The organism is Streptomyces sp. NPDC006624, assembly GCF_040611555.1.
Taxonomy (GTDB): Bacteria; Actinomycetota; Actinomycetes; order Streptomycetales; family Streptomycetaceae; genus Streptomyces.
In genome coordinates this window covers 65,689-78,379 of record NZ_JBEXOM010000022.1, presented here as the reverse complement: position 1 = coordinate 78,379, position 12,691 = coordinate 65,689, and the positions used below count along the sequence as shown (strand labels likewise).

The 12,691-nt window shown below is 72.6% G+C and carries 11 protein-coding genes and 1 other RNA gene; 3 read left to right on the top strand and 9 right to left on the bottom strand.

Annotated elements, in window-relative coordinates; translation table 11 throughout:
* Positions 1-286: 286 nt before the first annotated feature.
* The 4 genes from ABZY20_RS30900 to ABZY20_RS30885 all read right to left on the bottom strand — a co-directional run bounded on the left by ABZY20_RS30900 (position 287) and on the right by ABZY20_RS30885 (position 3,840).
* Positions 287-1,303 carry a hypothetical protein gene (locus ABZY20_RS30900; RefSeq protein ID WP_356445756.1) on the bottom strand — a complete coding sequence of 339 codons (1,017 nt, stop codon included), beginning with the start codon at positions 1,301-1,303 and terminating at the stop codon, positions 287-289.
* Positions 1,304-1,405: 102 nt separating this feature from the next.
* On the bottom strand, positions 1,406-2,428 hold the full coding sequence (locus ABZY20_RS30895) for a LysR family transcriptional regulator (protein ID WP_356445754.1): 1,023 nt from the start codon (positions 2,426-2,428) through the stop codon (positions 1,406-1,408).
* A gap of 348 nt (positions 2,429-2,776) precedes the next feature.
* Positions 2,777-3,583 carry a hypothetical protein gene (locus tag ABZY20_RS30890; RefSeq protein WP_356445753.1) on the bottom strand — a complete coding sequence of 269 codons (807 nt, stop codon included), beginning with the start codon at positions 3,581-3,583 and terminating at the stop codon, positions 2,777-2,779.
* 11 nt (positions 3,584-3,594) lie between these two features.
* The gene (locus ABZY20_RS30885; protein WP_356445751.1) at positions 3,595-3,840 is read right to left on the bottom strand and encodes a hypothetical protein; all 246 of its coding nucleotides are present in this window, start codon (positions 3,838-3,840) and stop codon (positions 3,595-3,597) included.
* Positions 3,841-4,101: 261 nt separating this feature from the next.
* Between ABZY20_RS30885 and ABZY20_RS30880 the strand changes: the two genes are divergently transcribed.
* The 3 genes from ABZY20_RS30880 to ABZY20_RS30870 all read left to right on the top strand — a co-directional run bounded on the left by ABZY20_RS30880 (position 4,102) and on the right by ABZY20_RS30870 (position 8,656).
* Positions 4,102-5,322 carry an MFS transporter gene (locus tag ABZY20_RS30880; protein ID WP_356445749.1) on the top strand — a complete coding sequence of 407 codons (1,221 nt, stop codon included), beginning with the start codon at positions 4,102-4,104 and terminating at the stop codon, positions 5,320-5,322.
* 77 nt (positions 5,323-5,399) lie between these two features.
* A complete protein-coding gene (gene yicI, locus ABZY20_RS30875; protein ID WP_356445747.1) occupies positions 5,400-7,655 on the top strand; it encodes an alpha-xylosidase in 2,256 nt (751 codons plus the stop codon).
* Entirely contained in the window at positions 7,655-8,656 is a 1,002-nt protein-coding gene (locus ABZY20_RS30870) for a LacI family DNA-binding transcriptional regulator (RefSeq protein ID WP_356445745.1), read from the top strand. The genes yicI and ABZY20_RS30870 overlap by 1 nt, the downstream gene beginning before the upstream one ends.
* Positions 8,657-8,730: 74 nt before the next feature.
* On the opposite strand, the gene ssrA is transcribed toward ABZY20_RS30870, so the two are convergent.
* The 5 genes from ssrA to ftsE form a co-directional block, all read right to left on the bottom strand.
* Positions 8,731-9,130, bottom strand: a transfer-messenger RNA (tmRNA) gene (gene ssrA / locus ABZY20_RS30865).
* A gap of 107 nt (positions 9,131-9,237) precedes the next feature.
* Positions 9,238-9,717, bottom strand: coding sequence for an SsrA-binding protein SmpB (gene smpB, locus ABZY20_RS30860; protein ID WP_356445744.1), 480 nt, complete (start codon positions 9,715-9,717; stop codon positions 9,238-9,240).
* 45 nt (positions 9,718-9,762) lie between these two features.
* Positions 9,763-10,932, bottom strand: coding sequence for a S41 family peptidase (locus ABZY20_RS30855; protein ID WP_356445742.1), 1,170 nt, complete (start codon positions 10,930-10,932; stop codon positions 9,763-9,765).
* Between the two features lie 68 nt (positions 10,933-11,000).
* Positions 11,001-11,918: a permease-like cell division protein FtsX gene (ftsX, locus tag ABZY20_RS30850; protein ID WP_356445740.1), complete on the bottom strand. Its 918-nt coding sequence runs from the start codon at positions 11,916-11,918 to the stop codon at positions 11,001-11,003.
* 38 nt (positions 11,919-11,956) lie between these two features.
* Complete coding sequence (gene ftsE / locus ABZY20_RS30845) at positions 11,957-12,646, bottom strand: cell division ATP-binding protein FtsE (RefSeq protein ID WP_055624645.1); 690 nt, start codon at positions 12,644-12,646, stop codon at positions 11,957-11,959.
* Between the last annotated feature and the right edge of the window lie 45 nt (positions 12,647-12,691).

Genomic DNA, 12,691 nt, shown 5'->3' with positions numbered 1-12,691 from the left:
CGGGGGCCCGGGGCCCGGGGGTCCGGGGGTCCGGGGTCCACTGGTCGAGCGGACACCGTGCGAGCGGTGCGGTGACCGCCGGGCACCGGGGTGCCGCCGGCGGGTCACCGCGATGAGAAGGGTGTCCGCCCGGGCCCGCGGCGACGGCGTCGTCGCCCGGTGGCCGGTGGCCGGCCGTCCGGCGCCCGGCGTCCGGTGTCCGGCCGAGAACGGGTGCCGGGTGCCGGGTGGCCGGGTGCCGGGTGGCCAGGTGCCGGGTGCCGGGTGCCGGGTGGCGGGACGCGGCCTAGGCGGCGGCCGGTGTCTCGGTCACGAGCGGGTCCGCGACCGGGCCTTCCGCGACCGTGCCCGTGCCGCCGTCGTCGGCGGCGCCGGTGGTCTCGGTCGGCTCGGGCGTGGGTTCGGTCGTCGGCGTCGCGGCGGTGGACGGTGTGGTCACCGGGTCCGCCGGTGCGGCCGGGGTCGGGGCGGTGCCGCCGCCGGTGCCCGGCCTCGGAGTGGTCCCGGTGGCGGTCGGCGACGGCTTCGCTGACGTGCCGGTGCGGCCGGCCCCGGCGGTGGCCTCGGGGATGACGGCGGTCGGGGCCGGCGCGGGTGCCGTCGTGCCGCCCGTGCTCGGCGTGCCGCCGGGGGCGGTCGCCCCGGTGTCCCCGGCCGGGGCCGAACCCTCCGGCAGCGGCGGGCTGTCGACCTGCCCGGCCGGCGGGTTGTCCTTCTGGCCCGGCACGGGCAGCCAGGGCGCGTCGGAACTGCCCGACATCAGGGTGGCCACGATGACGACGGCGTACGCCCCGCAGGCCAGGGCCACGGCCATGCCGATCCGGCGCAGGCGGCGGCTGCGGCGGCCGGACTCGTCGACGAAGACGGGCCGGTCGGCGGGGGCTCCGGAGCCGGTGCCCTCCTTGACCTGCCGGACGAACCCGTCGCCGAGTTGCACGGCGTCGAGCTGGACGGTGACCTCGTGCGGGTCGTGGGTGTGCTCGCCGCCGGGTTCGGACGGGTCGCTGTCCTCCGGCTCCTCCCAGGGGTCGCGCACGGCGGGCCGGGGTGCGCGATCCACGGCGGGCCGGGGCGCGGGATCCGCGGGACGCGCGCCGCCCTCGCCCTCGCTCTGCCGCGGAATGGCGCGCAGTATCTCCGTGGGGGCGGGCAGTTCGCGCGTGGTCCCCCGGGCTTCACCGCCGGCCAGGACCTGCGTGGCTCTCTGCTCCCGGACTCTGCCGTCGGCGGATACGTCACCGGTCGTCGACGCGGCCTCAGGCCATTCGGGTTGGGCGTTTTCCCGCCACTCTTTCACGCGCACGCACTTCCCCCCATGGGATGGTTCAGGTGCGCTTACGACCTGAGCACCCGTCGTCGGACCGGGCCCCCACCCGTCCGAGCGCCCCCCATTACCACACCGTGCTCAGGCGTCGAATGTAGCGCACGCGCAGGTTCTGTGTGCGCGTCGTGTCGAATCGTGGCATTCGTGAGACGCCATGAGGACATCGTCGACGGCCGGAATCCATCCCCCCGCGGGCCGCCGCAGCCACCCCTCCTCGGCGCTGAGCAGGGCCGCCGCCCGGCGCAGCGCGTCGAACGCCGGGTGGGTCAGGCCCTTGCGCCACACCAGCGACACGGGCGACAGCGGCACGGGATCGACCAGCGGCCGGACCACGGTGGACGGCAGCGCCGGGAATCCCACCACCGCCAGAACGGGGTTACGGGTCCGGGCCATGAGCCGCTGGAACTCCTCCTCCCCCACGGCCAGCGGGGCCGGTGGCGCGATGTCCACGCCCCGCCCCTCGAACAGCAGCCGCGCCAGGCCGGTCCACTCCGGCGTGCGCGCGTTGCCGGCGCCCGCGTAGACGGTCTCGCCGGCCAGCTCGGCGAGCGGTACCCGCGCCCGGGCGGCCAGCCGGTGGTCCTCGGGCAGGACGACCGCCATCGGCTCGTACCGGACGGGCTGGTGGGCGAGCCCGGCCCGCAGCGCCGGGTCCAGCCCGGCGAACCGTCCGAACGACGCGTCCAGCCGGCCCGCGAGCAGCTCGCCTGCGGCTCCGGTCAGGCCGCTCTCGTAGCGGGCCATCAGCTCCTGGGCGGGGGCGAGTTCGCGCGCCCGGTGCAGCACGCGGCGCGGGGTGGCCAGGCCCGGGGAGTTGAGGTCGACCAGCAGGGGCCGGGCCTGGCCGAAGGCGGCGAGCAGGTCGTCCTGCGCCCGCAGCGCGCGCCGGGCGTACGGCAGCAGCCGCTCCCCGTCGGGCGTGAGCGTCACCTGCCGGGTGGTCCGTACGAACAACTCGGCACCCAGCTCCCGCTCCAGCCGCCGCACGTCCCGGCTGAGCGCCTGCTGCGCCAGGTGAAGCCGGGCCGCGGCGCGGGTGAAGTGCAGCTCCTCGGCAACGGCGACGAATGCACGAAGAAGCCGGGGGTCGACGTGGGCAGGCATGCGGTGAACCTACAGCGGGGGTGGGGTGGGATGCCGAGGGGCCGGTGGGCGCGGAAACCCGCGTGCTCGGGAGCCGTAGGCTCAGGGCGTCAACTCCCGCTCGAAGGAGACGAGTTCCCTCGCCGAGGGCGGCAAGCGGTTCGTCCTGCCCACGGCGGGCGCCCGGCCGTGGCCCTCCGGGAACCGGGGGGCCAAAAGCCGTGGACTCGGCAGCCGGCAGGCCCCGACAGTCGTGGATCCCGAAAACCGGCAGCACCCGAAAGTCCTGGCCCGCGGGCCACAGCCCGACCAGGCCCGGCCGCCCGGTGGCCCACAGCCCGACCAGGCAAGGCCCGGCGGCCCGTAGGCCTACAGGCCCGCCGTCTGCCAGGGCTCCCCGGGCCCGTCCTTCGCGGCGTCCGCACCCGGCGTCTCGCGCTGCGGGGCCAGCCCCACGCGGTGCCGGGGCGTCGACCGCAGCGGCGGACGCGTCAGGGTGATCTGCCGGACGATCTGCTGGAAGCAGGCCAGCGCCGCGAGGCCGGGCAGGGCCGCCGCCGCGGTGCCGAGGACCGTCCTCGGTGCCTGGGCGACGCACAGCAGCACGGCGACGCACGAGAAGACCAGCACCACGCACCAGGAGTGCACGGCACGGCGCTGGTGCAGCGCGGCGCGCAGGACCGACAGGGAGCCGACCAGCCAGGGGCCGTACACCAGCAGGGGCCACCAGGCGCGCAGGCCGCGCTCCGCGGGGGACGCGGCGACCAGGCGCAGCGGGTCGTAGGCGGTGATGCCGCTCAGCAGGCTGACGGCGCAGGCGATGACGGCCGCCAGGGCGGCGACGAGGAAGCTGGTGGTGCGCAGCACGCCCGGGACTTTCCGGGTGCGGACCTTGCGGTGGCGCCGGGGGACGTCCCGTACCGGCGGCAGTTCCTCGGTGATGTCCTGGAGCCGCCGCATGTGGGGGTCCTGGCCGCCGACCGCCACCACGGCCGGTGCCTCGTCCCGCGGGGCGGGGATCCGCGGCGCCCGGGGCCGCTCGCCCAGTGCTTCCTCGAGGATGAAGGCCAGTTCCTCGGCGGGGTCCCAGGTGGGGTCCGGCGGAGTGAGGGGGGTGACGAAATCCCGGGTGGGGGCCCGGTGCCGCCCGGTGCCCTCGAATTCGTTGTCGTACATCGCGCGGCCCGCTATTCCGCGAGTGCGAAAGCGGGCCGTTCCGTGGCGCTCATCCACCGCCGGGCGAGGTCTTTTTCCAGCGCGCTCATGGCGTCGATGAAATCCCGCAGCACCGCTTCGGTCACCTGCAGCGTGACCGGGCAACCACCCTTGGTGAGGGTCCCGTTGACGGTGGCCGACGAGTGCGCCGGAGCCGGAATGTAGGTGTACGGGCCGAGCGTTACCGCCCAGCCGTCTTTCCTGGTCGCCTCGGTCATGTACCGACTAACCGTCGGCTCACTTCACCGGATGCGCGGCAAACGAGTGAAGGATTTTCGCGAATGAGCATCTTTTCCGTGCACTATGAGGAGCATGAGGAATCTCCATAGCAATGTATGAAGAACAAGGAGCGAATACTTCTCGCCACGGCTTTTCGGCCCGGCCGCGACCACCCGCCGGGCGGATTCACATCACAGGTGCGTGAGTCGGCACCGAACAGGTGTTGGACCGGGTGATCACCCCCGGGTGACGGTGGGGGCATGGCCCAACTCACCGCCCAAGTCGCCCCGTACCGCAGCCTGTTCCGCCTGCCGGGCGCCCGTGCGTTCACCGCCGGCAATCTCATCGCGCGGCTGCCGATGGGCATGTTCAGCGTCAGCGCGGTCATCATGATCGCCGGGACGCGTGGCTCGTACGCCCTGGCCGGCGCCGTGACGGCGACGGGGCTCGCGGCGACCGCGGTGGCCGGGCCCTGGATCGCCCGGCTCGTCGACCGCCACGGCCAGGCCCGGGTGGCGCTGCCCGCCGCGGCCCTGGCCGCCCTCGGCTCCCTCGCCCTGCTGCTGTGCGTGCGCCAAGGCGCCCCCGACTGGACCCTGTTCGCCTCCTACGCGGCGACCGCCACGACCCCGAACACCGGCGGCATGTCCCGGGCCCGCTGGGCGTATCTGCTGGACGGCGACCCCAAGGCCCTGCACACCGCCAACTCCTTCGAGCAGGCCGTGGACGAACTGTGCTTCATGCTGGGCCCGGTGCTCGCGGCGTTCCTGTGCACGGCGCTGTTCCCGGAGGCGGGCACCCTGGTCGGCGCGGTGCTGCTGCTGACCGGCGTGGTGCTGTTCACGAGCCGCCGGGCGACGGAGCCGCCGGTCCGGGCGGGGACACCGGCGAAGGCGCCGCTGCGCGCCCCCGGCATGCCCCCGCTGCTCGTGACCTGTCTGGCGATGGGCGGGGTCTTCGGCGCGACGGAGGTCGTCACGCTGGCGTTCGCGGACGCGCAGGGGCACGGCTCGGCGGCGGGCGTCGTGCTGGCGCTCCAGGCGGCGGGTTCCTGTGCCGCGGGTCTGGTCTACGGCGCCGCGCGCCCCACCGGCCCGGCCGCGGCCCGGCTGCCCTGGTGCGTGGCCGCGATGACCGCCCTGCTGGCCCTGCCGCTGCTCGCCGCCGCCCTCACCGGGTCACTCGTCCTGCTGGCGGCCGCCCTGCTGGTGGCCGGGATGGCCACGGCCCCGACGATGGTCACCACCATGACGCTGGTCCAGCAGCGCACCCCGAAGGGCCGGCTGAACGAGGGCATGACCCTGGCGGTGACCGGCCTGCTCGGCGGCATCGCCGGGGGCAGCGCGCTCGGCGGCTTCACGGTGGAGCACGCGTCGGCGACGGCGGGCTACGGAGTCCCGGTGGCGGCCGCCGCGCTGGCTCTCCCGCTCTCCCTGTTCGGCGTGTCGAACCGCTTCACCGTTCGACGCACGCCCCATTGACGCTCTCCCGCACCACGCCTACGTTCGGTCGTCGAAGCGCTTCGACATCGGGCGGCGGCAGAGTGAGGGACCCCCACATGAAGTTCACCGACGGCTACTGGCTGCTGCGCGAGGGTGTCACCGCGGCCCACCCGGCCCAGGTGCTCGACGTCGAGGAGACCGACGGCGCCCTCGAGGTCCACGCCCCGACCCGGCCGATCCGCTCCCGCGGCGACCTGATGACCGGCCCGGTCCTCACGCTCCGGGCGCACAGCCCTCTGCCGGACGTCATCGGCCTGACCCTGACGCACTTCAGCGGCGACCCCTCCCACCGCCCCGCGTTCGAGCTCCCGGCCGCCGCGACCGTCCCGCGGATCACCTGCGACGACGAGCACGCGACCCTGACCTCCGGCGACCTGTCGGTCCGGGTGGCCCGCACCGGCCACTGGAACGTCGAGTTCCGCGCGCACGGCCGTACGCTCACCCGCAGCGGCCCCCGGAACACCGGCATCATGCGGGACCCCTCCGGCGCCCACCACCTGCGCGAACAGCTGGTCCTGAACGTCGGCACCTCCGTCTACGGCCTCGGCGAGCGCTTCGGCCCGCTGGTGAAGAACGGGCAGACGGTGGACATCTGGCAGTCCGACGGCGGCACCTGCAGCGAACAGGCCTACAAGAACGTGCCGTTCTTCCTCACCGACGCGGGCTACGGCGTCTTCGTCGACCACCCGGGCCGGGTGTCCTTCGAGGTCGCCTCGGAGGTCGTGTCCCGGGTGCAGTTCAGCGCCGAGACCCAGGAGCTGACGTACTACGTCATCCACGGCCCCACCCCGAAGGACATCCTGCGCCGGTACACGGCCCTGACCGGCCGCCCGGCCCTGCCGCCCGCCTGGTCGTTCGGGCTGTGGCTGTCGACGTCGTTCACCACCTCCTACGACGAGGAGACGGTGACGTCCTTCATCGAGGGCATGCGGGAGCGCGAACTGCCCTTGTCCGTCTTCCACTTCGACTGCTTCTGGATGCGCGAGTTCCACTGGTGCGACTTCCGGTGGGACGACCGGGTCTTCCCCGACCCGGAGGGCATGCTGGCCCGGCTGAAGGCGCGTGGCCTGCGCGTCTCCGTGTGGATCAACCCGTACATCGCCCAGCGCTCCCCGCTGTTCGCCGAGGGGAAGGCGCTCGGGCATCTGCTCAGACGCCCGGACGGCGGCGTCTGGCAGTGGGACATGTGGCAACCCGGCATGGCGCTGGTCGACTTCACGTCACCGGCCGCCCGCGACTGGTACGCCGCGAAGCTCCGGGCGCTGCTCGCGCAGGGCGTGGACTGCTTCAAGACCGACTTCGGCGAACGGGTCCCGCTCGACGTCGTCTGGTCCGACGGCTCCGACCCGGAGCGGATGCACAACTACTACACGTACCTGTACAACCGCACGGTCTTCGAGGTGCTGCGCGAGCACCGCGGCGAGGAGGAGGCCGTCCTGTTCGCGCGCTCGGCGACGGCGGGCAGCCAGCAGTTCCCCGTGCACTGGGGCGGCGACTGCGAGGCGACGTACCAGTCCATGGCCGAGTCGCTGCGCGGCGGGCTGTCCCTCGGGCTGTCCGGCTTCGGCTTCTGGAGCCACGACATCGGCGGCTTCGAGGGCACCCCGTCCCCGGCCCTGTTCAAGCGCTGGCTGGCCTTCGGCCTGCTCTCCTCCCACAGCCGCCTGCACGGCAGCGGCTCCTACCGCGTCCCCTGGCTGTTCGACGAGGAGTCCGTGGACGTGGCCCGGCACTTCACCCGGCTGAAGCTCCGCCTGATGCCCTACCTCTACGAGGCGGCCCGCACCGCCCACCGCGAGGGCCTGCCGGTGATGCGGGCGATGGTCCTGGAGTTCCCGGACGACCCGGGCTGCGCCCACCTGGAACGGCAGTACATGCTCGGCCCGGACCTGCTGGTCGCGCCCGTGTTCGACGACGAGGGCGACGTCACCTACTACGTCCCCGAGGGCACCTGGACGCACTTCCTCACGGGCCGGGCGGTGACCGGCCCGCGCTGGGTGCGCGAACGGCACGGCGTGATGAGCGTGCCCCTGCTGGTCCGGCCGGGCGCGGTGCTCCCCGTCGGCGCCCGGGACGACCGCCCCGACTACGACCACGCGGACGGGGTGACGCTGCGGGCCTACGGACTGCGGCCCGGGGAGCGGGTGACGGTGCCGGTCGGGGACGTGACCTTCACGGTCGTACGCGAGGGGGACGTCCTGCGGGCCACGTGCAGCGACCCCGCTGCGCCCTGGGCGCTGGCCGCCGGTGCGCGCGAGGCCCGGGCCCTGCCGGGGACGGGCGCCCTGGCCCTGGCCGCGGAGCCCGCCTGATGGTCGGGATCAAGGACGTGGCGCGACGGGCCGGGGTCTCCCCCAGCACCGTCTCCTACGCTCTGAGCGGCAAGCGCCCGATCTCCGACGAGACCCGGCGGCGCGTCGACGCGGCCGCCCGCGAGCTGGGTTACCGGCCCCCGGCGGCCGTCCCCGCCCCGGCCGGTGGCCGGTCCCGGATCCTGGCCCTGTCGGCGCCGCTCCGCCCCGGTGTGCACCCGCCGGAGGTGATGCGGTCGGCCGTCTCGGTGGTGACGGCGGCCCGCCGTCACGGTCACGACGTCCTGCTCCTCACCCAGGAGGAGGGCGAGCGCTCCCTGCGCCGCGTAATAAGGACCACCCCGGTGGACGGGCTGATCCTGATGGACGTGGGCCTGGAGGACCCGCGCCTTCCCCTGCTGCGCTCGCTGGACCGCCCGGCGGTCCTGATGGGAATCCCGGCGGATCCGCAGGGTCTGACCTGCGTCGATCTCGACTTCAGGGCGGCCGGGGAGGCGTGCGTGGAGCATCTGGCCGCCCTGGGGCACCGCACGCTGGCGCTGGTCGGCTCGCCGCCGGAGGCCTACCTGCGCCGGACGGCCTCGGCGCACCGCCTGGTCGAGGGCTTCACGGCCGCGGCCGACCGGCACGGCCTGGGCTCCTGCGTGCACCCCGCCGAGTCCGCCCCGGGGAGCGCCGGCCGTCTCGCGGAGCGGCTGCTGCGCGAGCGGCCCGCCCTGACGGCCGTGGTCGTCCACAACGAACCCCTCCTGGACCCGCTGCTCAGGGCCTTCCGGCGGCTCGGCGCACGTGTGCCCGGCGACCTGTCGGTGGTCGCCGTCCGTCCCGACGAGCAGGCGCCGGCGCCCTGCGTCCCAGTGACGTCCGTGTCCCTCCCGGCCGGGGAGCCGGGCGCCCGGGCGGTGGACCTGCTGGTGGACAGGCTGCACGGGGCGTCCGCCCCGGAGGTGGTCCTGCTGCCGCCGCTGCTGACGGTGCGGGCCGGCTCGGGCCCGGCATGACGGACCGCACCGCCGCCCGCGCATGACGAAGGCCCCGCCGCTCGGAAGCGACGGGGCCTTCGCCCACATGGGATGAGTGGAGATGGCGGGAATCGAACCCGCGTCCAACGGTGCGGAACCAGGGCTTCTCCGTGTGCAGTCCGCTTCGCTTTTCTCGGCCCCGGAGATCACGCGGACAAGTCTCCGACGGGCCCAGTCACTGTTTGGTTTCCCTCTTCACCCCGTGACCGGGATCAAGGTTTAGTTCCCTAGCTGATGCCAGGATCCGGGTCGGGAACAGCCCCGGGCTGACACTCCCTTTGTAGGAGGCTCGCTCTGCTACCTGAGATCAGGCAGCGAGGGCGAAGGCCTGCTGGGAGGAATCGCGCTTGGAATTGGCGATTATTTTTTTCGGCCTGTGGTTTACGAGATCATGGCCGCTTCCTCGACACGCTTCCCCTGCTTCGACAGCCGCTGTCGAAACCGATCATCCCCATGTTGTTTTTTCAAACCCCTCCTGGGAGGGGGGCCTGCACCCTCACTGGGGTGCGGATGCCATCGTACGTGACCAACGCACGACCGTGCCAGCCTATTCCCGGGGGTCAGGCCCGCTGCTTGCGGCGGATCGCGGAGATCGTCCGCTCGGCCTCGCGCCGGTCCTGCTTCTCGCGGAGCGTCTGCCGCTTGTCGTACTCCTTCTTGCCCTTGGCCAGCGCGATCTCGACCTTGGCCCGGCCGTCCTTGAAGTACAGCGCGAGGGGCACGATGGTGTGACCCGTCTCGCCGGTCTTCGACTCCAGCTTGTCGATCTCGGCGCGGTGCAGCAGCAGCTTGCGCTTGCGGCGGGCGCTGTGGTTGGTCCAGGTGCCCTGGCTGTACTCCGGCACGTGCACGTTGTGCAGCCACGCCTCGTGGTCGGTGAGCTGCACGAAGCCGTCGACCAGCGACGCCCGGCCCTGGCGCAGCGACTTCACCTCGGTCCCGGTGAGGACCAGGCCGGCCTCGTAGGTGTCGATGATGTGGTAGTCGTGCCGCGCCTTCTTGTTCTGCGCGATCAGCTTGCGCCCTTTTTCCTTAGCCATAGTGCCGCCATTTTCGCACTACGCGGGGGGTCCGCGGGAAGTCGATTACGAAGGGCTGCCGAGGCCGCGCAGTACGGTCTCGGCCCGCTGGAGTGCCTCGTCGCCGGCTTCCAGGTCGGGCGTGATGCCCCGGCCGTCGACCCCGCGGCCGGAGGGGGTGCGGTAGTGGCCCACGGTCAGCTCCGCCACGGAGCCGTCGGGCAGCCGGCTCGGCATCTGGACCGAGCCCTTGCCGAAGGTGCGGGAGCCCACGACCAGCGCCCGTCCGCGGTCCTGGACGGCGCCGGTGAGCAGCTCTGCCGCGCTCATCGTCCCGCCGTCGACGACCGCGACCAGGGGTCTGGTCGTGTCGCCGCCGGGCTCGGCGTGCAGGACGCGCTCCTCGCCGCCGACGCCGTAGGTGGCGACGAGGCCGCCGTCGAGGAAGGCGGAGGCGGCGGTGACGGCCTCGGAGACCAGGCCGCCGGAGTTGCCGCGCAGGTCGAGGACGATGCCGCCGCCGGGCGGGGCGTGCCGGACGGCCTCGCGGACCTGGTCGCCGGAGCCCTTGGTGAAGGTGTCGACCCGGATGACGGTGACCGAACCGGCGGTCTCCCGCACGGTGACCGAGTCGGTCGAGAGCTGGGCGCGGCGCAGGGTCTCGGTCCAGGTGCGCGAGCCGCGCTGCAGTCCGAGGCGGACGGTGGTGCCGGCGGAGGCGCCGGTGGCGTCCCCGCGCAGTAAGGAGACGACCTCCGTGACGGGCCGGCCGTCGGTCCGGTGGCCGTCGACGCTGCGCAGCCGGTCTCCGGGACGGATCCCGGCGGCGGCAGCGGGCGAGCCCTCGCGCACCTTCGTCACCGCGACACGGCCGTCGTCCCGGCTGCGGGCCCACAGGCCGACGCCGGTGTACTGGCCGTCGAGGGCGTCCTCGAACTCCTCGTACTCGCCCCGCGAGTAGACGGCCTCCCAGCGGTCCCCGCTGCGGCTGACGGCCCGCTTCGCGGCCTCCACGGGGGACTTGCCGTCGGCCATCGCCTCCTCGGCCGCCCTGGTGACCTCGGCGTGCCGCCCGGCCGGGCTTCCCGAAAGGGCCTCGCCCGGTGCGGACTTCGGGCCGGCCTGGGGCAGGGTGCCGGTGGCCGCACCGGCGACGAGCACGCTCGCGAACACCAGTGTCAGGGCGGCCCCGCGGCGGATGCGGCGGGGCTGACAGAACGGGTCACGACCTGACATGCCGGTGAGTCTAGGACAAGGGAAAGGGCCGTACGGCCGGTTGACCGCACGGCCCCTCTTGGGATGCGTCACACCTTCAAGTACTTGCGCAACGCGAAGAACGCGGCCAGCGCGGGCATCAGCAGGCTGGTGACGAGGATGAGCGGCAGGTACTTGAACACCGCGTCCCAGCCGATGAAGTTGATCAGGTTCAGCTTCTCCGACAGGGCGAGTCCGTGGTCGATGATGAAGTACCGGGCGATCACCAGGAAGGCGCACGCGACCGTGCCGCCGATGAGCCCGGCGACCGCGGCCTCCATGATGAACGGCGCCTGGATGTAGAAGCCCGAGGCACCGACCAGGCGCATGATCCCGGTCTCGCGCCGCCGGCTGAACGCGGAGACGCGCACCGTGTTGACGATCAGCATCAGCGCCACGACCAGCATGAGCGCCATCACCGCCCGCGCCGCCCAGTTCATGCCGTTCAGCAGCTCGAAGAGGTTGTCGAGGATGCCCTTCTGGTCCTGCACCGACTGCACGCCGTCCCGCCCGTCGAAGGCGGTCGCGATGACCTGGTACTTCTGCGGGTCCTTCAGCTTGATGCGGTAGGACTCCTGCATCTGGTCCGGCGTGAGGGAGCTGGCCAGCGGGGAGTCGCCGAACTGCTCCTTGTAGTGCTTGTAGGCCTGGTCCTGCGACTCGTAGGTGACCGTCTGGACGACGTCCATCTTGTCGAGGTCGGCCTTGATCTGGTTCTTCTGGTCGTCGGTCACCGCGCCCTTGGCGCAGTTGGGGTCGGACTCGGCGTCGCTCTTGTTGCAGAGGAAGATCGAGACGTTGACCTTGTCGTACCAGTAGCCCTTCATGGTGCTCACCTGGTCGCTCATGAGCAGCGATCCACCGAACAGCGCCAGGGACAGGGCGACGGAGACGATGACCGCGAAGGTCATCGTCAGATTGCGGCGGAGACCGACTCCGATCTCCGACAGTACGAACTGGGCGCGCATGGCGTCTGGTTAAGCCTTTCCGTGCAGCCGGTCGGTCGTCAGTGCTGGTAGCCGTAGACGCCGCGTGCCTGGTCGCGGACGAGGCGGCCCTTCTCCAGCTCGATGACGCGCTTGCGCATCTGGTCCACGATGTTCTGGTCGTGCGTGGCCATCACCACGGTCGTGCCCGTGCGGTTGATGCGGTCGAGCAGCTTCATGATGCCGACGGAGGTCTGCGGGTCGAGGTTGCCGGTGGGCTCGTCGCAGATGAGCAGCTTGGGCCGGTTGACGAAGGCCCGCGCGATGGCGACGCGCTGCTGCTCACCGCCGGACAGCTCGCCGGGCATCCGGTCCTCCTTGCCGCCGAGCCCGACGAGGTCGAGCACCTGCGGCACGGACTTGCGGATCTCGCCGCGCGACTTGCCGATGACCTCCTGCGCGAAGGCGACGTTCTCGCCGACCGTCTTGTTGGGCAGCAGGCGGAAGTCCTGGAAGACCGTCCCCAGCTGGCGCCTGATCTGCGGCACCTTCCAGTTGGAGACGCGGGCGAGGTCCTTGCCCAGGACGTGCACCTGTCCGTGGCTGCACCGCTCCTCGCGGAGGATCAGCCGCAGGAAGGTGGACTTTCCGGAGCCGGAGGACCCCACGAGGAAGACGAACTCACCCTTCTCGACCTCCAGGGAGACATCCCTGAGGGCGGGGCGGGTCTGCTTGGGGTAGACCTTGGAGACATTGTCGAATCGGATCACGGATGCACCACGGGTCGCCGGGGGTAGATGAGCGTGACCATACGC

Coding starts and splice junctions, on each gene's coding strand:
- ABZY20_RS30870 (WP_356445745.1), top strand. CDS start 7,655: ATGGTCGGGATCAAGGACGTGGCGCGACGGGCCGGGGTCTCCCCCAGC.
- ABZY20_RS30895 (WP_356445754.1), bottom strand. CDS start 2,428: ATGCCTGCCCACGTCGACCCCCGGCTTCTTCGTGCATTCGTCGCCGTT.
- ABZY20_RS30880 (WP_356445749.1), top strand. CDS start 4,102: ATGGCCCAACTCACCGCCCAAGTCGCCCCGTACCGCAGCCTGTTCCGC.
- ABZY20_RS30855 (WP_356445742.1), bottom strand. CDS start 10,932: ATGTCAGGTCGTGACCCGTTCTGTCAGCCCCGCCGCATCCGCCGCGGG.
- smpB (WP_356445744.1), bottom strand. CDS start 9,717: ATGGCTAAGGAAAAAGGGCGCAAGCTGATCGCGCAGAACAAGAAGGCG.
- yicI (WP_356445747.1), top strand. CDS start 5,400: ATGAAGTTCACCGACGGCTACTGGCTGCTGCGCGAGGGTGTCACCGCG.
- ftsX (WP_356445740.1), bottom strand. CDS start 11,918: ATGCGCGCCCAGTTCGTACTGTCGGAGATCGGAGTCGGTCTCCGCCGC.
- ABZY20_RS30890 (WP_356445753.1), bottom strand. CDS start 3,583: ATGTACGACAACGAATTCGAGGGCACCGGGCGGCACCGGGCCCCCACC.
- ABZY20_RS30885 (WP_356445751.1), bottom strand. CDS start 3,840: ATGACCGAGGCGACCAGGAAAGACGGCTGGGCGGTAACGCTCGGCCCG.